Source organism: Sphingopyxis sp. Q841 (assembly GCF_052384365.1).
Classification (GTDB): Bacteria; Pseudomonadota; Alphaproteobacteria; order Sphingomonadales; family Sphingomonadaceae; genus Sphingopyxis; species Sphingopyxis terrae_A.
Map to the genome: position 1 here is coordinate 56,472 of NZ_JBQSUM010000005.1, position 18,494 is coordinate 74,965.

The following is an 18,494-nucleotide window of genomic DNA, read 5'->3' on the forward strand; positions in this document are numbered from 1 at the left end:
TCGATTGTTACGAGTGTAATTTAGCGATGGACTTACCGCCTGATAATCGAGACAAATCGCTATATCGTGTTACGGAAATCGGGATAATGACTCGCCATTCGCTCATCGAGCTCGAAGCTGTTCTCGCGATCGCTCGATGTGGCTCGTTTCGGGCAGCGGCGCTCGAGCTTGGCATGTCGACCACCGCCATCAGCAATGCGGTAGCCAAACTCGAACGGGAGCTTGCGGTGCGGTTGTTCAATCGCACAACGCGCAGCGTCTCGCTTACCTATGCAGGACGGATCTTCGTTGCACAGATCAAGCCAGCGTTCGAGGGCATACAAAAAGCGATGGATACGGCGCGCTCCCAGCAGGAAATGCCGTCCGGCACACTGCGCATCAATGCCTTCGCGACCGCAGCGCGCGAAATCATGGCGCCGCTGATATTGACCTATCTGCAACGCTATCCGCACGTTCATATCGACCTCGTCACCGAGGGGCGGCTTGTCGACGTCGTAGCAGCGGGTTTCGATCTGGGCGTGCGCAGCAAAGATCTGGTGCCCAGCGATGCGATCGCCATTCCACTGGGCCAGATGCGACGCATGGCGGTTGCCGCGTCCCCCGCATTTTTCGAAGGCAGGGCGATCCCCAATGTGCCGCAGGAGCTGCTTGCTTATCCCTGCGTTCGCATCCGGCTTCCCAATAGCGCGTTGTTCCGATGGAGGTTCGAGAAGGGCGGCGAAGAATTACAGCTCGATGTCGAGGGGCCGATCACCTTGGACGAAGCATCGCTTGCCCGGATCGCAGTAATAAACGGCGTGGGAATCGGTTATTTCATGGAAGCCGATGTGCGGGAAGACATCGCCGCGGGCCGGCTCATCCGCATTCTCGAAGACTGGACGCCGCCACTTGCGCCGCTGTGCCTCTATTATTCCAATCGGCGCAATTCCTCTGCCGCCTTCCAGGCCTTTATCGCGCTCGCGCGCGACTTTGCAGCCGGACGGCTCGCACAGCTTTAAGAATGGTCGCGCGCTCGGCAAGCTGTCTCACGCGGTGATTTCCCAGTTGACCTCAAAACAGTCATGCGCCCGCTTGCTCCTTGGCCGGATTGGAATGTCTGCTCCTCTTCATTCCGACCGAGAAGCAGTCTGTCCGAAGTCGGGCGGGACCATTCCAGCCAGGTCTGACCGTTTCCGAATTTCTGCCTCTGAAAGCGGGCGGGCAGCTATGGCCGGCCACCTGAGCATGTAAGCGACAGTTGCCGGAGCCGGCCTGGTACCGGACCGGATGGAAGCGGGCCGGCAATGGTTCGCGGCCGCGTGCGGTAAAGCTAGGCGACGACCCCTCCGCCGGGCGGAGGGGCCGCTCCCGCGACTAGGCCGACGCACCGCCATCGATGTTCAGCGTTGTTCCGGTGATGTAGGTCGCATCTGGGCCGGCCAGAAACGACACCGCGCCGGCGATCTGCTCCCGGGGAGAGCGAGTGGGTGAAGTCGCGCGCGCGGCGCTTGGTCGCAAGTGCCCGCGCCTTATGGGCGGGCGGGCCCCTACTTCTGTTCAACCGCACATACGCTATGCTTTAAAGGTAGCGTATCTTTGGAGGTGGTTGCGGCGTAAATTTCGCTTTAAATTGATTCTGTTGCGTGGCGGTATAGCCATTTCCAGTTTCTCTGTCATTCCTATCAGTGAGTAAATTTAAAGGTGCAATGATGTGAAATTGGTATCAGAAATCAAGGTTGCTTTAAATTATGCGGTATAGTAGGCGGCCTGCAACGTAATTTTAAGTCGGAGTCGCGCCATCCCCGATCGGCACGCCATAATCACATTCAAAGGCAAGCGGGCAGGCTTGTTGAGCGAAATAGGCGGCGACAGCCAGTTCACCTATGCGGGCGGCTGGAGTGCCGACATTGCCTGCGCCTTGCCGGCAACACGGCGCGATCATGTCTATCGCGGCGGACTGATACCTTTTTTCCAGCACCTCGGCCCCGAAGGCTGGCTTCGCGGATTGCAGGCGCGCGCGGGCGGCGCGTCCGACCAGGATGATTTCGGTATCCTGCTACAATATGGCGCCGACTGTATCGGCGCGGTCGGGGTACTTCCTGCCGACGGGATCGCTCCTGTCCATAATGTCGAGGGAAGCGTCACCGAGGAGGCCGCGGTCACCGCCTCGCGTACGGTGTCGGGTGCTCAGCGCAAGCTGCTCGCCTGGCACGACGGGTCGGGTTACCGCCCCTCGGTAGAAGCCGGCGATCCGGCGACGCACATTGCGAAGTTCAACCAAATTGACGAACCGACGCTCGTCCAGAACGAGAATCTGAGCCTGACGCTCGCGCGCGAGATATTGGGCGAGGCCGAGATCACGCGCGCGAGGCCCGCGGTCATCGCGGGGATCGAGGGGCTCGCACTCCTCGTCGAGCGCTTCGATCGCGACGGCGAGGAACGACTTCGGCTCGAGGATTTTGCACAAATCCTGGGTAAGCCCCGGGGCGCCGAGTTCGGCGGCAAATATGATTCGAGCTATGAGGAAGCGGCAAGCGCGATCACAGCCTACTCGGCGCGCCCGCGGCTCGATCTCGATCGCTATTTCCGGCTCGTCGTCTTCAACTTCGCGCTCGGCAACGCCGATGCGCATCTCAAGAACTTCTCGCTGCTCGAAAAGCCCGAGGGCCTGCGCCTTAGCCCCGCCTACGATCTATTGAACAGCCTTCTCTATCCGTTCAGCCGCGAGACCGCGCTCGCGATCGGCGGGAAGAAACGCGAGTTCGACACGCTCTCGCGCGCCGTCCTCGAGACGTTCGGGCAAGAAATTGGCCTGCCCAAGGCGGCGGTGGATCTCGCGCTCGCCGACCTCGCGAAGCGCCTTGGCGATCCCAAGACCCTGCGCTTCGGGACACCTGTCGCCGAAAGCGATTTCCGTGCGCGCTTCAAGCAGGGCGTCGAAGAAAACAGCCGGAGGATATTCGCATGAGCAGCGGTCCGCTCGATTGGCCCGCCCTCGTCGACGAGGCGGTACGCCGCCGCAAGGCGGAAGGGCATACGCAAAAGTCGCTCGCTGCGCTGGCCGGCGTGAGCCTGCCGACCGTCAACGCGTTCGAGCAGGGCGATATCAAGCTTCGCCTCGAGAAAGTCTTCAACATCCTCGACGCGCTGGGACTGGTGATCCTGCCCAGCGCACCGGGAAGCTTCGCCGCCTTCATCCGCGCTGCACGTCAGCGCTGGGAAGAGCTGGTGGCGCCGCTCGATCCGTCGCATCCGTCGCGTCAGCCGCTGGGGGCGGTGACTTACGCCTATGAAATCGGGCACGGCGAGCGTGGCGAGACACTTGGCGAGCTTCGGAACATATTGGCGCGCTTGCCGGCGACCTCGGGATGGTCCCCCTTCTGGGTGCCTGCCAAGGAGAGCATTCGTCCGATCATCCGCGATGGCGTCATCGAATGCTGGCTCGGAAATCCGGCCGCCGACCGCATGTTCATCGACGCGGCGCACAGCGACTTCTGGCAGGTGACCGGCGACCTCAAGGGCTATTTGCGGCGCGGCTATCAAGAGGACGGGTCGAGCAATCTCGAGCCGGGAACGATCTTCGATCTCACACTGCCCGTCTGGCGGACCGCCGAAGTCTTCGTCCACATCCTCAATCTCGCCGTCGCGCTCGACCTCGATCCTGCCACTCCCGTGCGCTACGAAAGCAGCTACACCGGGCTCGAAGGGCGCCAGCTCGTCTCGTGGGCGGCGCCGCTCCGCCAATGGCCGCTCGTCGACACGCAGCGCAGCCGCACGAGCGCGGCCAAGCTTGCAACGACCACCAGCATCGACGAGTTGCAGAGGGATTTCGCGGACGTCATCCACCGCACGCTGGTGCCGCTCTACGACCTGTTCGACGGGTTCGAGGCAACGCCTCAGTTCGTCGGATCCGAACTCGACGAGTTCCGCGCAGCGGCGCTGAAATCTGGCGTGAAGCGCTGATTTCGGTTGGAACGCGGTCCGGGGAAGCGCCACCGCGGCTGACAAATTGCGATCGATGCCCATATTGGGGGCATGAACTTTCCCAAAATCGTTAACGGAGCCAGCCTCAAGCCGCGCTCTGGACAACCGCCTGAGAACATAGTCCTGCTGCTGCATGGCTTCGGATCGAGCGGGTCTGACATGATCGCGCTCGCGCCAGCGTGGCAGGAGGCGCTTCCCGACACACTGTTTCTGGCGCCGCACGCGCCGCAGCGCTGCGGCATGATGGGTGCGGGCTATCAATGGTGGGGCTTGTCGGGCTTTGCGCCATCGGCCCTCGCCGCGGGCGCTGCGTCGGCGGCCCCCGCGGTCGACGCCTTCATCGATCGCAAGCTTGACCAATATGGCCTGACCGAGGCCGATCTGGCGTTGGTCGGCTTCAGCCAGGGTACAATGATGGCGCTTCAGATCGGACTGCGTCGGCCGCGCGCCGTTGCTGCGGTTGTGGGCTATTCGGGCATGCTGGCCGGGTCCGCCGGGCTTGAGCATGGCGGCCTCCCGAAGCCGCCGGTGCTGTTGATCCATGGAACAGCGGATCCCGTGGTCCCAGTCGCAGCGCTCCATATGTCAGAGAGCCAGCTGAAGCATCTCGGTGTCAACGTCACCACACATCTATCATACGGCGTCGCACACAACGTCGATCCGGTGGGCCTGCGCCTCGGTCGGGATTTCGTGGCAGAGGGATTTGCTCGATCGTCGTCGTGACCGCTCTTCCGTCGCTGACCGCGCCACGGTTCAGGCGCCGCGAGACGTCGTCTTTCGAGGTTGCTATTTCCTAAGCTGCCCGACTGCCGGCGGCCTGGGGCGGAGGTGCCAAGCAAAGCAATTGCATAGCCGGGCGACTGAAGTATTGGCGGAAAATATTCCGTCCATTCTTGCTAGCTTTATTCTTAGCTATGCTGTTCTTTCAAGCGCGAACCAGCCTTGGGTGAAACCCCGAAGCTGCGGCGGAACGCATTTCCGAAGGCGCTTTGAGACGTGTAGCCGATCCTGTTTGCAATGCTGGCGACCGTCACATCGCCGTTCAACAGCGCCGCGCGAGCCAAGGTGAGACGCCACAGCCGCAGATAGGTCAGCGGCGGTTGCCCCACAATACGAGAGAATTCGGCCGAAAAGCCTGCGCGCGACATGCCAGCCACCTTGGCAAGGCTCGCAACCGTCCAGTGGCGGGCAACATCGCCATGCATGGCTCGAAGCGCCCGGCCAATCCTTGCGTCGGTCAGCGCCCGGAACCAGCCCATCTTGTCGCCTCCGATCTGGCTTGCATAGGCGCGGATAGCCTCGACCACCAGCACGTCGGCAAGCCGGGCGGTCACGATCTGACTGCCCATCCTGTCTCGCTCGAACTCGCTGTTAATAAGATCAAGGATCGTCGTAACCGCTTCGGCCCCCGGTGAGGATCGAGGAACGATCATACATGTGGGAAACATATCGAGCAGGAAGTCTGCGTTGCCGGCGCCGAATGTGACGCTTCCGCCTATCCCGATCACATCATCCCCGCCGACGTGGGCGACGTCCGATCCGATCGCGTAAAGCGCACCCCCATCTCTGGGTTTCTCGTTGGGATGACTTGCCACGGCATAGGCAGTACGCCCGAGCAGGCACACATCTCCCTCGTTCAGGGGCTGGGGCGGACATCCCGGAAGTAATATCCACTGGCTGCCGCGCAGAACTGCCACGAACTTCAGCCGCTCGACCGCTGGAAATGCAAAGGCCCACCGTCCTGCCGCCTCCATTCGGGTGCGCCTTGTCACCTGTGCGCCAAGCACGCCGAAAACATCGGACAGTGGATCCGATTGAGTCTTGGACGATTGCGACAAAACCATAGATAAAGTCGCATAGATCATCGCACGTTGCCTGCCTATCGTCATTTTGAGGAGATTGACGATGGGTATCGAAGGTAAAGTTGTGGCCATCACAGGTGCGAGCAGTGGCATCGGCCGAGCTACCGCGAAGCTGCTGGCCGGACAGGGGGCGTCTGTCGTGTTGGGCGCGCGACGTGAAGACGCTCTTGTCGAAGTCGTGAACACGATCATCGAAGCGGGCGGGAATGCCGTGTCCGAGGCTACCGATGTCCGGCGCCGGGTTGATCTCGAAGCTCTTGTTAGGCTGGCAGTCGAGCACTTTGGAAGGCTCGATGTCATTGTCAATTGCGCGGGGATCGGTCCGATCTCCCGCTTCGACGCGTTGGACGTGGACGGCTGGGATGCCATGATCGATGTAAATCTGCGCGGCACCCTTTACGGCATCGCCGCCGCCCTTCCAGTGTTCGCGAAACAGAACAGCGGCCATGTGATCAACGTCGTCTCGACGGCGGGCATCCAGATCGTCCCTACGATGGGTGTCTATGCCGCCACCAAGAACGCGGTGCGTACAGCTACCGAAGTGCTCAGGCAAGAAGCTGGTCCCAACCTTCGCGTGACGGAGGTGTCACCAGGAATGATCGCGACGAACTTCGGCGACGGCATCACCGATCAACCTACGAAGAGGATGATCGAGGAACGTCTCGGGCACATAGCGATCCCCCCGGACGCTATCGCTCGCGGTATAATCTATGCAATCGAGCAACCGCCGGAAGTCGATGTGGGAAGCATCGTCATCCGACCGACTGCGCAGGGATGAGCTGCCGATTCTTTCCGGAGTTGTCATTCGCGACCAGTTCCGGAAACTGCGTGAGTTGGTCGGAAGCAGCCCCAGTGATTGGCTCTCCCGAATGACGGCTTTCCACATTCCTCCGCCTTTTTGCCGGACAGGCAGAAGGCGGCCAGAGTCGGCGTTTTCGGCCGCTGGCGGGACAACGCTTCCGATGGCCAGAATGGAGTGATGGGTGGACGCCCCCCGGCGGCATCGCGCGGCTTGTAGCCCGTCTATGGCATCGCAATACCCGAGGGATATAATGGCTGGGGCTGATCGCCCGGGCGCTGGAGGACGCGCCGTTCGGCGCGTTGCGCGTCGTGCTGGGCAATTCCGCAGCGGTCGATGCCTTCCGGCGCGGTGTCCGGCCACGAGTAGTTGCTTCGCAGCCACCTAATTGCATGCGCCTAAGACGGCCGAAGTCGATCCCGCACGGCTTCAGCCTGCGCCATGATATTCTGCACCAGCTCGGCGCAGGTCGGAATGTCGTGGATCAGCGCCTGGCTCTGACCGCTCGTCCAAATGCCGCCGTCGACGTCGCCGTCGCGCAGCACATTCTCGCGTCCCCGTACGCCCGTCATCAGGTGGCGGACATCGTCGAAGGTCTTGGTCGGATCGCGCTGGATCTCGGCGACCTCGAGCGAAACGGCATTTTTTGCGACGCGCGCGGTGTTGCGCAGGGTGCGGCCGACGAGCACTGTGTCGAGTTCGCTCGCGTCAACGATGCGCTGCTTCACATTGTTATGGATCTGGGCCTCGACCGTTGCGCAGAAGCGGGTACCCATGTTCACCGCATCGGCACCAAGCGCGAGCGCGGCGATCAGGCTGCGGCCGTCGGCCATCCCGCCCGAAGCGATGATCGGGGTGTCGGGCAACGCGTCGACTGTGGCAGGGAGCAGCACGACTAGCCCCACATCGTCCTCACCGGGGTGACCCGCACATTCGAAGCCGTCGATGCTGATCATGTCGACACCCTTCTTCACCGCCGAAACCGAATGGCGCACTGATGTGCATTTGTGGATCACCGTGACATCGGCGTCCTTGAAGCGCGGAAGATGGTCGGTCGGCGCGCGGCCCGCGGTCTCGACGATCCTAATCCCGCTGGCAATGATCGCCTCGCGGTAATCATCATAGGGGATGGGGTTGATCGACGGCAGCAGGGTGAGGTTAACCCCAAAGGGCTTGTCGGTCAGCTTGCGCGTCGCCTCTATCTCGTCGAACAGCGCTTGGCCGGTCGGATACATATGCGCAGTGATGAAGCCCAGAGCGCCGGAATTGGCGACCGCGGCGACCAGCGGGCCATAGCCCACGCCGGTCATGCCGCCCATGATAATCGGGGTGTCGATGCCGAATTTCTCGGTAATGCGCGTCTTCATACCCATGTCGGCCGTCCTCCAATATGTCGTTCAGCTTCGCTTGGCGGACTCGGCGCCCAATAGCGAGAGCAAGTATGCGCCGCCGATGCGCTGGCCGCGCGGCGGCAGCATGCCGAATTGGCGCATCATGTCGGTAATCTCATATTGCGCCATATAATCGGACAGCAGCCCGTCGCGGAATCCCAGGAAAATGTCGCAGCCATAGGTGGTGGCCCTTGTATCCTTGCCCGAAGCTGGCGGCGCGCTCGACGTCTGCTCGAACAGATAGAGTGCGCGCCCGGAATCGATTGCAACGAAAAGCTGGACTTCGCGGAATTGCACGTCGGGCATGACGGCCCAGATCTTGTCGACATACGCGCGCATCGTATCTTGGCCGCGGATGACATCGGGCCAGAATATCGTGTCGTTCCAGCGGATGTCCGGGTGGATGAGTGCCATCACTTCGTCGGTGTCGTGCGAATTCCATGCCGCTTCCCAGCGGCTACCGAAATCGCGGACGAAGTCTTGGGTGACTGCATCGGCCATAGGCAATCCGACATAGGTTTCGCGGTTCGCACCTGCGGTATCGCTTGCATGCATAATATCTTCTCCGTGACGGTCAGGCGGTGATCGGCGCCGACCGCGGCTGCTTAAACAAAGCGGTAGCCCTGGCGATCTTGCCGGGCGATCCGACGACCGATCCGGTCACGAACATCAGAGTGCGGGTCGTATGCTCCAGGATGACGCGGCTCTCGATCCAGTCGCCCATGGGGGCGCCTTGCAGGAAATCGACGCTGAGATTAATTGTGGGTCCGCCCCAGTCGTGGCCGCAAATCTCGATCGCGCAAACGCCGAGCGCGATATCGAGAAAGGTCGAGAGCAGCCCGCCGTGACAGAAACCCAAGCGGTTGCACTGATGCGGCTGCACCTCGAGCCCGAAGCGGACCGGTTCGGCTCTGTCGCCCGTATGGAGCATCTGCATCCCGCCGACATGCGCGCAAAATGGATCATCGAAATTGAGCGGACGCCATTCGCCTTGCGTGCGGTCCATCGTCACGCGGCTAGACCCATCAGGCGCGCAGCGACCGGATCGGCCTGCACCTGGGCTCCCATCCGGTCGCGTAGGGCCAGCATCGCAGCGGGCGGCCTCGCGAAAATTTCGATGCGCGCAATTAGCCCCTCGCGGTCGAGGCTGACGATGTCGACCCCCGAAAAATGTCTGCCTTCGATTTCTCCCTCGAAGCGCAGCGCATAGCGGTCGCCGTTGCACAAGCTATCAGTGTAAACAAGCCCGCCGAACTCCCGCGATGCAAAGCTGAGCAAGCGGCCGACCAGCTCCTTGCCGGTCCACGACTTTTCATAAGTGGGTGGACGAAGTTCGACGTCGTCGCGCAGCCAGATGTCGACGTCGGGCGCGAGCCGCTCGAACAAGGCCTGAAAAGCCGCAACCGACGGGGGTAGGCTCCAGAGCATCAGCCGGCCCCGACCAGCTTGCGAGCCCTGTCGGCGAAGATCATCACGTCCGCGTCGGGGCGAGCTGCGTAAAGCCGATCGACATCGGCGGATCGTCGTTCGCGTACGACACGCTGCGCCACATTTCCTTTCACGGTCACTTCGCCGGTTTCGAACGACGGCGGCTCGTTGAGGATCAGGGCCGCGCCGATCCGGCGCGCGGCGCCGCTCTGTGACGCGTTGAAGGTGGCGATCGCTGACGCGATCGCAGCACGCGTTTCGGTGTCATTCTCGCCCGCCCGGAGCCACAGCAGCGCCGACGGATAGGGGCGGTTGAGGCCGCAGATTACGGCCTCCGAAACATGCGGGCCGCAAGCCGCCAGCAGGGCCACCCGGAGCGCCTCGACCGTGACATAGGTGCCCGAATCAAGCTTGAAATCTTCCGATAGCCGGCCCGCGAAGACCAGCCCGGCCCGCGGCTCGTCGGGGTCGGCGAAGCGGACGGCGTCGCCGGTATGGAAATAGCCCTCCTCGTCGAATAGCGATGCGGAGGCTTCGGGCGCGCCGATATAGCCGCTTTGCGGCATCATTGTCGGTCCCTTGACGCGCATCTCGTACCGCCCGTCGAACGGAACGAGCTTGAGGTCCGTGGCGGGAAGGGGAAGCCCGATCACGTCGGTCCCGCCTTCGGTCCAGTATTTGAGCGTCCCGAACAGATACTCGGTCGCGCCGTAGAAGGAGAAGATCGGTACCGCCTTCCCGCGCGCGGCGATCGACAGCGCAGTTAGCCGGTCACGGACATCTTCGGCGAGCACGGCCCCTCCGAAACCGAGGAATTTGAGGCGCGAGAAGAAGTGGCGGCTGAGGTCGGTATCTGCCTCGAGCGCTTGACACAGCATCGTGTAGCCCAGCGGCACGGTGATGAAATAGGATGGCGCGACGTCGCGCAGATTCGCCAGCGTCCTGGCGAACAGCTCGGGGGTCGGCTTGCCATCGTCGATCCATATCGTGCCGCCGGCGGCGATCGTGTTGTTGAAGTTGAAGTTGCCCGCCATGATGTGGCTGAACGGCATTGCTTCGAGGATCTGTGGCGAATCGTCGCCGAAGTCGAGCAGGCCGAGCGCTCGATTCTGCGCGATCGTGATGTTGAGATTGGCGTGCGGCTGCGGCGTCGCCTTGGGGGATCCGGTCGAACCGGACGTATAGATGATGCGCGCGATCTGGTCGGGCCGAATCGCGTCCATGCGCTCGGCCACATCGGGGCTTGGCGGTGTCGCGACGGCTTCGGCCCAGGGTGTGATGGCGAGCCCCTCGACCGTACCCGACGCTGCGACAATCGTCACCCCGAGCGGCGCGAGCGCGCGCAGCGCAGCGGCGTAACGTACCGCGTCGTCTACGATGACGACCTTCGCGCCGACCACCGAGACGCATTGGCGGAGCTGGGCATGGTCCTTCGACATCAGCGAATAGGCGACGCTGACGGGCGCGATCGCTGCGCCGCTCCGCTGGACGCCGATGGCGGCAATGCCATGTTCGATCGAAGGCTCGGACAGAAAGGATATAATGTCGCCGACACCGATCCCCCGATCAATCAGCCATTGGGCGAGGCCATCGGCGGCACGGCGCGCGTCGCCGTAGGATATGCTGCGCCATGCGCCGTTCGCGCCGCGCTGGCGCATGAAGATCGCATCTGGCGTGCGTACGGCCTGTTCGTCGAAGACATGCGCGAGTGACTTGGGGACCGGGCCGAGCGGCAGGCCCGAGCGCAGGATGATGCTGCCATCGTCGCGGCGGTCGAGCGTCACGCTCGGGGCAGGGGGACTCGCAAACTCCATTCAGGCCATCCTGTACATCGTCCGCGGGTCGCCAAGTGCGGCGCCCAGCGAATCGGCGGTCGTCTCCGGCAGATCGAATTCGGGACCGAACGGTGCCGCTGCCACCCGATCGCCCGCTGCTCGCTGCCAACGCACCTGCGCGCCCCAGCCGCCGCCACATTCGACGATTTCGCCGGTGCGCGTCGACAGGGGATCGAGCAGTGCGATCAGAAAGGGCGAAATCTGTTCGGGACGCAAGCCATGCTTCATGCGGTCGGAAAAGACGCCGTCAGTCATTTCGGTCAGAGCCATTGGCGCGATGGCGTTGGCGCGAATTCCGACCCGTTCGCCTTCGATTGCCAGCGTCTTCATCAGGCCGATGATACCGGCTTTGGCTGCCGAATAATTCGCCTGCCCGAAGGCGCCGTGCATGCCCGCGCCCGAGGTGGTGAATATGATCGAACCCCGTCCCCGGGCCGTCATTGGCTCCCACACCGCCTTGGCGCAGGCGAAGCTGCCGCCGAGATGGACGTCGATCACCTCCGACCATTCTTCTGCTGTCATCTTTGCGAAGCTGCGGTCGCGGACCACGCCCGCGTTGACCACCAGGCCGTCGATTGCGCCATATTCGGCGAGCGCCGCTTCGACGAAAGGGGCAGGATCGCGGATGTCGCATCGCGCCGCTATGGCGCTTCCGCGACTTCGCCGGATGGCGGACGCGACAGCATCAACTTCGTTGCCGCGCCCTGTGAGGACAAGGCGGGCGCCGGCGCGCGCGAGGTCGGCGGCATATTGCCGGCCGAGCCCGCGGCTCGCGCCGACGACCACGATGGCCGATCCTTCTAAAGCGGCGGAGGGGAGGGGAGGAGAGCCGGTCATCGTTCGCCCGTCAGCGCATTCCCGACCCGACCTTGGCGCGCGCGGCCAGCATGCGGTCCGAAATCGCCGGATTCCAGTGGACATCGCGATACTGGACATGCCCGTATACATAAGCTCCCATCGGATCCATCGCCCAGCTGCGGCGCAGCATTTCGGTGGTGCGCACGACGGTCGGCACGGTCGTCGAGGCGATCTCGCCGGCCATCGCCTGTGCCGTGTCGAGCAATTTTCCTTCGGGCGCGATCTCGTCGATCAGGCCGATGCGCAGCGCTTCCTGCGCGTCGATGCGGCGCCCCGTCAGCACGAGCAGTTTCGCCTGGCTCTGACCGACGATGCGCTGCAGCGGATCGACGAAGGGGGTCAGGCCGAAGCGGATCTGCGGAAAGCCGAATTTGGCGTTGGGGCTGGAAATGCGGATGTCGCAGAAAACCGCGATGTCGCAACCGCCGCCGAAGGTCGGTCCCGCGACCGCCGCGATCGTCGGCTTGGGGTATTCGAGCAGTTCGAGATAGCCATAATAAGTGGCGTCATACCAGCGCAGCCGCTCTTCCTCGCTCTTCCAGTTCATCGTATCGAGATCGAGTCCGGCGGAGAAATATTCCTCGGTTCCCGTGATGACGACCGCCGCGACGCTGTCGTCACGCCGCCATTGTTGAAGCGTTTCGACAAGATCCTCGAACAATTCGGTGCTGAGCGCATTCTTCTTGTCGGGGCGGTCGAGGAAGATGGTGGCGACCCCGCCTTTCACCTCGCTGCGCATCGTACCGTGCTTTGCCATATTCTTCACTCCTGGATTTCGGGATTTCGGATCAGAGATTTCGGGCGATGAGCAGTTTCATCACTTCGCTCGCGCCGCCGTAGATGCGGTGGATGCGGCTATCGCGGAACATGCGCGCGATCGGATATTCGAGCATATAGCCATAGCCGCCGAAGAGCTGGAGGCAGCCGTCCACGATCTTCGTCAGCTCCTCTGACGCCCAATATTTGGCCATCGAGGCGAGTTCGGCGGTGAGTTCGCCGCGCACGTGCAGGTCGGTGCAATGATCTACGAAGACCCGGCAAACGACCGCCTGCGTCTTATATTCGGCGAGCTTGAACTGGGTGTTCTGGAAATCGGCGAGCGTCTGGCCGAACATCGGTCGTTCGCGTGTGTAGCGGATCGTCTCGTCGAGCGCGCGCTCGATCATAGCCATTGCCTGCCAGGCGATAATCAGCCGCTCCTGCGGCAGCTTTTCCATGAGCTGCGGCAGCCCGCGCCCCTCGGCGCCGCCGAGCAGGGCGTCGTCGGGCACGAACAGATCGTCGAAGAAGAGTTCGGACGTATCCTGCCCCTCCTGACCTACCTTGTCTAGGTTGCGTCCGCGCCGGAACCCCTCAGGCTCACTGCGCACATCGACAATGAACAGCGAGATCGACCGGCTGCCGCCCGCAGGGTCGGTCTTGGCCGCAACAAGGATGACGTCGGCGATCTGACCGTTCGAGATGAAGGTCTTCTGACCGCTTAACCGCCAGCCCCCATCGCATTTGCGCGCGGTCATCTTCATGCCCTGCAGGTCCGACCCTGCCGCCGGTTCGGTCATCGCGATCGCGGTCAGGCATTCGCCCGAACAGAATTTGGGTAGCCAGCGGTGCTTCTGAGCTTCGGTCCCGAAGCTCGAAAAATAGGGGAGGATCACCGCATTGTGCAGGCTGATTGTCAGCGCGTCGGCGCCGCGATGTCCTATCGCCTTGGTGATGATCGCCTCGAACCGGAAATCGGCACCCGCGCCGCCATAGGCTTCGTCGACCGAAATGCCGAGCAGGCCGGCCTCGGCTGCGGCGGTCCATGTTGCGCGGTCGACGCATTTGCCGGCGCGCCAGCGGTCGATCGCCTCGGGCGCGGTGTGCGCCGCGAGAAAACCGTCGACCGAGCGCGCGAACTGCTCGCACTCCTCGGATGCAAAAATGTCGGAGGCGATGACGTCGAGGGTCATGGCTTTCCGGCGCGTTCGATAGCGACGCTGTTACCGGCCTTGAGCCGGTCGAAGCCGCGCGCGATGCGCTCGCGGAAAATGCCGCGCTGGAGCAGGTCATGGGTTACGGTCAGCTCATATTGCAGCGCGCCGAGATGATCCATGTTCGACGCGCGCAGCGCGACCCCCTTGAAGATCTTTGCCAGTTCGGGGCCCATCTCGGCGATTTGCTTGGCGAGCGTCAGCGACCGCGACCGAAGTTCACCAACCGGCGTGACTTCGCTGACGAGGCCGATCCGCAGCGCTTCGTGCGCGTCGATCGGGTCGCCGGTGTAATAGAGGCGGCGGGCATGCTGTTTGCCGACGCGCGCCATAATGCCGTGATAAAAGCCGTTCATCGCATATTTGACCTGCGTCGATCCGAAGAGGGCATTTTCGGACGCAACGGTGATGTCGCACATATTGGCGACGTCCATACCGTAGCCGGGCGCGACGCCGGCGACGGCCGCGACCGACGGTTTGCCGAAGTCGTAAATCGCTTTCATCAGCGCGAGCGCGAGATCGTTGAAACGGCGGCGATCGTCGTCGCTCGCCGTGTTCAGGATGTCGACGCGCCAGCCGGCACAGAAATATTCCTCATTGCCGATAAACAGCACGCACGACACCGCGTCATCCTCTTCCCAAGCGCGCAGCGCGGCGATGATGTCCTCGTGCAACTCCCAGCCGAGCGCGTTGCGTACCTCGGGATGATTGAGTTGGAGAATGCCGACGCCGTCCTGGACGCTGGTATTCAGATAACGGAAGTCGGCCATCGCTTATCCCTTTTATTACCTACTAGTCGGTAACATTGTCATAAGCGCGTCGAAACGGGCTGTCAACTCGCGGTTTGAATGGCCGCGAGGTGCACGGGAATGCAGATTTTTGGATCAGCTCAGGGCTTGCCGATGCCGTCGAGAATCATGGCGACGAACTGGTTGGAGACCGTGCGGGGCTCGATCAGCAGCGCCGCAGATTGCCAGTGCGTCATCCAGTTGACCATGCCGAAGATGCCGAACGAAATGATGCGCGCGTCGTCGAAGGCTAGCGATCCGTCCTTGCGTCCGACTTCGAGCCGATCGAGCAGGTCGCGGTTCAGCATCCGCTTGTAGTTGCGCGATTTGGCCTTGCCGGCGTCGCTCATCACGCGTTCGTCGGCGACGATCATCGACAGGACATTATCCTGCAACAGATCGACATAGCATTCGATGAAGATGCGGACGCGTTCGCGGCCGGGGAGGCGGATATCGTCTCGATCGGCTATTTTCTGCTGAAACAGGATATAGCCGCGTGCGATGCATTCGAGAAGGATCTCCTCCTTGCTCGCGAAATGATAATAAAGGCTCGGCTTGGTGATCGACAGACCCGCGGCGATATCGTCGAGGCTCGTGCGATCATAGCCCCGCTCGCGGAACATGGTGGAGGCGACCCCCATGATCACTTCCTTGTTGACGCTGCCGCGCTTGCGCCCCGGCCTCGCGGTCGCAGTCGAACCCGGTCGTTTCTGGGTGGGCGTCGACGCCGCCCCTGTCTTCTTGGATGCTTCCGCCATTGCTTTCCCATTTGCCGGACGCCCGCTCGCTGCGGCTATCCTGCCTGCCCCTGCGCGTGAGGCATAGGTCGTTCACGACCCGCTGGTCAATAGGTGTCGCCTTCATTGCCGATTTGACAATGATTGCAATCAATATTACCGACCGGACGGTAACAAAGATCTGAGCGCTCTTTCCTGATCGGAACCTAGCGTTACAGATGGTCATCGGGAGGGAAATTATGGCGCTTTCAAAGATGCATAGTTCGTCGTCGGTCGCGGCCCTGCTGCTCGCGTTGCTCGCGAATCAGGCAGCGGCGCAAGAGGCTGCGCCTGCTGGCGATGAGGAAGCGGTCGGTACCAACGAAATCATCGTGACCGCGCAAAAGCGCAGCGAGAACATCAACAGTGTGCCGCTGTCGATCACGGCGGTGTCGGGCGACGATCTGCAGGCGCAGGGCGTAACCGATGTCGCGGGACTGGTGAAAGTGACCCCGGGCTTCAACGCGATCAACAGCGGCTTTGGCACACCGGTCTATTTTCTGCGCGGGATCGGCTTCTTCGACAGCAGCCTTGCCGCAAAGCCGACGGTCACGGTCTATACAGACGAAGTGCCCATTCCCTATTCGGTGATGACGGCGGGCGCCTCCTTCGATCTCGAGCGGGTCGAAGTGCTCAAGGGGCCGCAGGGCACCCTTTTCGGATCGAACGCAACCGGCGGCGCGATCAACTATATTTCGGCCAAGCCAACCTGGACGCCGGAGGCGGGGCTGGCGCTGTCCTATGGACGCTTCAATAGGTTCAGCGTCGAAGGCTATGCGAGCGGACCGCTGTCTGACACGCTGGCAGCCCGAATTTCGTTGCGCCATGAAGGTGGCGGTGACTGGCAGAAAAGCTACACGCGCGATGCCAGCCTCGGCCAGCGTGCGTTCACGCAGGGGCGCGTCCAGCTTGCTTTCCGGCCCGTCGACACGGTGCGTCTCAACCTGATGGTCAACGCCTACCAGGATCATGGCGATACGCAGGCGCCGCAGTTTACTGCGCCCTTCCAGCAATCCGCCGGCTTCTTCGATCCGCGCCTGCCGACCTATCCGGTCGCTCCCGAGGACAATCGCGCGGCTGATTGGGGCACCAGCTTCCCGCTGAAGAAGGACAATTGGCAGGTGCAGGCCGCGCTGCGCGGCGAGATCGACGTCAGCGACGACATCACGCTCACCTCGATCTCGGCCTATACGCGCTTCAAGGAAGCCTATGGGCAGGAATCGGACGGCACCACGTTGCGGCTTACCGACGTCTTCCTCGAAGGCGACATCAAGTCCTTCAGTCAGGAATTGCGGCTTGCCGGTTCGTTGATGGGTGACGGTTCATGGATCGTCGGCGGCAATTATGAATGGGGCAAGACGCACGAGCTGCTCACCCAGCGGCTCAACGACCAATCGTCGGCGCATGTGTTCGATCGCTTCGGCTTCCCGTCGATCGAGCTGGTGCCGCAGCTCGGCGACACAAAATATCGCAGCATCGCGGCCTTCGCCGATGTGAGCGTGCCGATCGCCGACACGCTGACCCTGATCGGCGGCGTGCGCTACACCGATACCAAGGTCGATTTTTCGGGCTGCACGCTCAATGCCGGCAACGGCACCTATGCGCGCGGCTTCGAGCTGATCTTCGGCCTTCCGTCGGGAACGATCCCGCTCGGCGGCTGCGTGACGTTCGACGACGCGGGGCGTCCGGGCAAATTTGCGGGCAGCCTGCCGGAAGACAATCTGTCCTGGCGCGGCGTGTTGCAATGGAAGCCCGCAGAGGGCCAGCTCTTCTATGCCAGCGTCAGCCGCGGCTACAAGAGCGGCTCCTTCGCTACGCTCGCGGGCAATCGCTTCTCGCAATACAAGCCGGTGCGGCAGGAGCAGGTAACGGCCTACGAGCTTGGGTTCAAATCGGCGCTGCTCGACCGCCGCGTGCAGATCAACGGCGCCCTCTTCTACTATGATTATCTCGACAAGCAGTTGAAGGGCCGCACGATCGTGCCGGTGTTCGGCCCGCTCGAGGCGCTGGTCAACGTACCAAAGTCGCGGATCAAGGGGGCGGAATTGCAGCTCGTCGTCTCACCGGTGGAGGGCCTGCGTGCCAATCTGGGCGCGACCTATATCGACAGCAAGGTCACGCGATCCTTCTCCAACTACACCGCATTCGGCGCGGTCACCGACTTCAACGGCTTCCGCTTCCCCTACACGCCAAAGTGGCAGGTCAACGCCGACTTGGAATATCGCTGGAATGTAGGCGGATCGAAGGAAGCGTTCATCGGCGCCAACTATACCTACCGCAGCTCGACCTATGGCGATTTCAAACCCGACGCTCGGCTGTTCATCGACGACTATGGCTTGCTCGACCTGCGCGCCGGAATCGGCGACGCCGACGGCGCGTGGACGGCAAGTCTCTATGCGCAGAATGTCACAAACGAATATTACTGGAATACCGCGGCGCGGCGCGGCGATGCCGTGATCCGCTTTACCGGAATGCCTGTCACCTACGGCGTTAACGTCGGCTTCAAGTTCCGGTAGTCGTCGAACGACCGCTTTCCTGATCCGATGCCCGAGAAGCGGCTTTTCCGCTTCCGGGCGGGACCATTCCAGCCAAGTCTGACCGTTTCCGAATTTCTGCCTCTGAAAGCGGGCGGGCAGCTATGGCCGGCCACCTGAGCATGTAAGCGACAGTTGCCGGAGCCGGCCTGGTACCGGACCGGATGGAAGCGGGCCGGCAATGGTTCGCGGCCGCGTGCGGTAAAGCTAGGCGACGACCCCTCCGCCGGGCGGAGGGGCCGCTCCCGCGACTAGGCCGACGCACCGCCATCGATGTTCAGCGTTGT

At 62.4% G+C, this 18,494-nt stretch carries 17 protein-coding genes and 1 pseudogene; 6 read left to right on the forward strand and 12 right to left on the reverse strand.

What is annotated here, in order from left to right:
- Window positions 1-86 precede the first annotated feature (86 nt).
- Window positions 87-998: a LysR family transcriptional regulator gene (locus tag ACT17R_RS16880; protein WP_186401628.1), complete on the forward strand. Its 912-nt coding sequence runs from the start codon at window positions 87-89 to the stop codon at window positions 996-998.
- Between the two features lie 355 nt (window positions 999-1,353).
- On the opposite strand, the pseudogene ACT17R_RS16885 reads toward ACT17R_RS16880, so the two are convergent.
- Window positions 1,354-1,449 (reverse strand): annotated as a pseudogene (locus tag ACT17R_RS16885) (SDR family oxidoreductase); the annotation flags it as partial.
- Between the two features lie 349 nt (window positions 1,450-1,798).
- Between ACT17R_RS16885 and ACT17R_RS16890 the strand changes: the two are divergent.
- From ACT17R_RS16890 to ACT17R_RS16900, 3 genes are all read left to right on the forward strand, one after another.
- Window positions 1,799-2,947 carry a type II toxin-antitoxin system HipA family toxin gene (locus tag ACT17R_RS16890; protein ID WP_260833912.1) on the forward strand — a complete coding sequence of 383 codons (1,149 nt, stop codon included), beginning with the start codon at window positions 1,799-1,801 and terminating at the stop codon, window positions 2,945-2,947.
- Window positions 2,944-3,942, forward strand: a complete 999-nt coding sequence (locus tag ACT17R_RS16895; protein ID WP_444809887.1) for a helix-turn-helix domain-containing protein — start codon at window positions 2,944-2,946, stop codon at window positions 3,940-3,942. The genes ACT17R_RS16890 and ACT17R_RS16895 overlap by 4 nt, the downstream gene beginning before the upstream one ends.
- Before the next feature lie 72 nt (window positions 3,943-4,014).
- On the forward strand, window positions 4,015-4,686 hold the full coding sequence (locus ACT17R_RS16900; RefSeq protein WP_444809888.1) for an alpha/beta hydrolase: 672 nt from the start codon (window positions 4,015-4,017) through the stop codon (window positions 4,684-4,686).
- A gap of 185 nt (window positions 4,687-4,871) precedes the next feature.
- On the opposite strand, the gene ACT17R_RS16905 is transcribed toward ACT17R_RS16900, so the two are convergent.
- Window positions 4,872-5,828: an AraC family transcriptional regulator gene (locus ACT17R_RS16905; protein WP_234180949.1), complete on the reverse strand. Its 957-nt coding sequence runs from the start codon at window positions 5,826-5,828 to the stop codon at window positions 4,872-4,874.
- A 40-nt stretch (window positions 5,829-5,868) separates the two neighbouring features.
- Here ACT17R_RS16905 and ACT17R_RS16910 point away from each other — a divergent pair, with 40 nt between their 5' ends.
- A complete protein-coding gene (locus tag ACT17R_RS16910) occupies window positions 5,869-6,603 on the forward strand; it encodes an SDR family oxidoreductase (RefSeq protein WP_186401626.1) in 735 nt (244 codons plus the stop codon).
- 419 nt (window positions 6,604-7,022) lie between these two features.
- Here the strand turns inward: ACT17R_RS16910 and ACT17R_RS16915 are convergent, their stop codons facing one another.
- From ACT17R_RS16915 to ACT17R_RS16960, 10 genes are all read right to left on the reverse strand, one after another.
- Window positions 7,023-7,997, reverse strand: coding sequence for an NAD(P)H-dependent flavin oxidoreductase (locus tag ACT17R_RS16915; RefSeq protein ID WP_444809889.1), 975 nt, complete (start codon window positions 7,995-7,997; stop codon window positions 7,023-7,025).
- Window positions 7,998-8,021: 24 nt separating this feature from the next.
- Entirely contained in the window at window positions 8,022-8,570 is a 549-nt protein-coding gene (locus ACT17R_RS16920) for a nuclear transport factor 2 family protein (protein ID WP_234180953.1), read from the reverse strand.
- Between the two features lie 19 nt (window positions 8,571-8,589).
- Complete coding sequence (locus ACT17R_RS16925) at window positions 8,590-9,021, reverse strand: PaaI family thioesterase (RefSeq protein ID WP_234180998.1); 432 nt, start codon at window positions 9,019-9,021, stop codon at window positions 8,590-8,592.
- Between the two features lie 2 nt (window positions 9,022-9,023).
- Window positions 9,024-9,443, reverse strand: coding sequence for a hypothetical protein (locus ACT17R_RS16930; RefSeq protein ID WP_234180955.1), 420 nt, complete (start codon window positions 9,441-9,443; stop codon window positions 9,024-9,026).
- Window positions 9,443-11,257 (reverse strand): AMP-binding protein, encoded by a 1,815-nt coding sequence (locus ACT17R_RS16935; protein ID WP_186401068.1) that lies wholly within the window; start codon window positions 11,255-11,257, stop codon window positions 9,443-9,445. Before ACT17R_RS16935 ends, ACT17R_RS16930 begins: the two co-directional genes overlap by 1 nt.
- Window positions 11,258-12,064 (reverse strand): SDR family NAD(P)-dependent oxidoreductase, encoded by an 807-nt coding sequence (locus tag ACT17R_RS16940; RefSeq protein WP_234180958.1) that lies wholly within the window; start codon window positions 12,062-12,064, stop codon window positions 11,258-11,260.
- 61 nt (window positions 12,065-12,125) lie between these two features.
- The gene (locus ACT17R_RS16945; RefSeq protein WP_234180960.1) at window positions 12,126-12,893 is read right to left on the reverse strand and encodes an enoyl-CoA hydratase/isomerase family protein; all 768 of its coding nucleotides are present in this window, start codon (window positions 12,891-12,893) and stop codon (window positions 12,126-12,128) included.
- 31 nt (window positions 12,894-12,924) lie between these two features.
- A complete protein-coding gene (locus ACT17R_RS16950) occupies window positions 12,925-14,088 on the reverse strand; it encodes an acyl-CoA dehydrogenase family protein (RefSeq protein ID WP_186401066.1) in 1,164 nt (387 codons plus the stop codon).
- Window positions 14,085-14,879 (reverse strand): enoyl-CoA hydratase/isomerase family protein, encoded by a 795-nt coding sequence (locus ACT17R_RS16955; RefSeq protein ID WP_186401065.1) that lies wholly within the window; start codon window positions 14,877-14,879, stop codon window positions 14,085-14,087. The genes ACT17R_RS16950 and ACT17R_RS16955 overlap by 4 nt, the downstream gene beginning before the upstream one ends.
- A gap of 119 nt (window positions 14,880-14,998) precedes the next feature.
- Window positions 14,999-15,655 carry a TetR/AcrR family transcriptional regulator gene (locus ACT17R_RS16960; protein WP_186401064.1) on the reverse strand — a complete coding sequence of 219 codons (657 nt, stop codon included), beginning with the start codon at window positions 15,653-15,655 and terminating at the stop codon, window positions 14,999-15,001.
- A 218-nt stretch (window positions 15,656-15,873) separates the two neighbouring features.
- Here ACT17R_RS16960 and ACT17R_RS16965 point away from each other — a divergent pair, with 218 nt between their 5' ends.
- Window positions 15,874-18,189, forward strand: coding sequence for a TonB-dependent receptor (locus tag ACT17R_RS16965; RefSeq protein WP_444809890.1), 2,316 nt, complete (start codon window positions 15,874-15,876; stop codon window positions 18,187-18,189).
- The last annotated feature ends 305 nt before the right edge of the window (window positions 18,190-18,494 follow it).

Bases quoted from the DNA above. Each gene is read 5' to 3' on its own strand.
- ACT17R_RS16905 (WP_234180949.1), bottom strand. From the start codon at position 5,828: ATGATCTATGCGACTTTATCTATGGTTTTGTCGCAATCGTCCAAGACT.
- ACT17R_RS16910 (WP_186401626.1), top strand. From the start codon at position 5,869: ATGGGTATCGAAGGTAAAGTTGTGGCCATCACAGGTGCGAGCAGTGGC.
- ACT17R_RS16880 (WP_186401628.1), top strand. From the start codon at position 87: ATGACTCGCCATTCGCTCATCGAGCTCGAAGCTGTTCTCGCGATCGCT.
- ACT17R_RS16895 (WP_444809887.1), top strand. From the start codon at position 2,944: ATGAGCAGCGGTCCGCTCGATTGGCCCGCCCTCGTCGACGAGGCGGTA.
- ACT17R_RS16900 (WP_444809888.1), top strand. From the start codon at position 4,015: ATGAACTTTCCCAAAATCGTTAACGGAGCCAGCCTCAAGCCGCGCTCT.
- ACT17R_RS16925 (WP_234180998.1), bottom strand. From the start codon at position 9,021: ATGGACCGCACGCAAGGCGAATGGCGTCCGCTCAATTTCGATGATCCA.
- ACT17R_RS16965 (WP_444809890.1), top strand. From the start codon at position 15,874: ATGGCGCTTTCAAAGATGCATAGTTCGTCGTCGGTCGCGGCCCTGCTG.
- ACT17R_RS16920 (WP_234180953.1), bottom strand. From the start codon at position 8,570: ATGCATGCAAGCGATACCGCAGGTGCGAACCGCGAAACCTATGTCGGA.
- ACT17R_RS16950 (WP_186401066.1), bottom strand. From the start codon at position 14,088: ATGACCCTCGACGTCATCGCCTCCGACATTTTTGCATCCGAGGAGTGC.
- ACT17R_RS16930 (WP_234180955.1), bottom strand. From the start codon at position 9,443: ATGCTCTGGAGCCTACCCCCGTCGGTTGCGGCTTTTCAGGCCTTGTTC.
- ACT17R_RS16935 (WP_186401068.1), bottom strand. From the start codon at position 11,257: ATGGAGTTTGCGAGTCCCCCTGCCCCGAGCGTGACGCTCGACCGCCGC.
- ACT17R_RS16955 (WP_186401065.1), bottom strand. From the start codon at position 14,879: ATGGCCGACTTCCGTTATCTGAATACCAGCGTCCAGGACGGCGTCGGC.
- ACT17R_RS16960 (WP_186401064.1), bottom strand. From the start codon at position 15,655: ATGGCGGAAGCATCCAAGAAGACAGGGGCGGCGTCGACGCCCACCCAG.
- ACT17R_RS16915 (WP_444809889.1), bottom strand. From the start codon at position 7,997: ATGGGTATGAAGACGCGCATTACCGAGAAATTCGGCATCGACACCCCG.
- ACT17R_RS16945 (WP_234180960.1), bottom strand. From the start codon at position 12,893: ATGGCAAAGCACGGTACGATGCGCAGCGAGGTGAAAGGCGGGGTCGCC.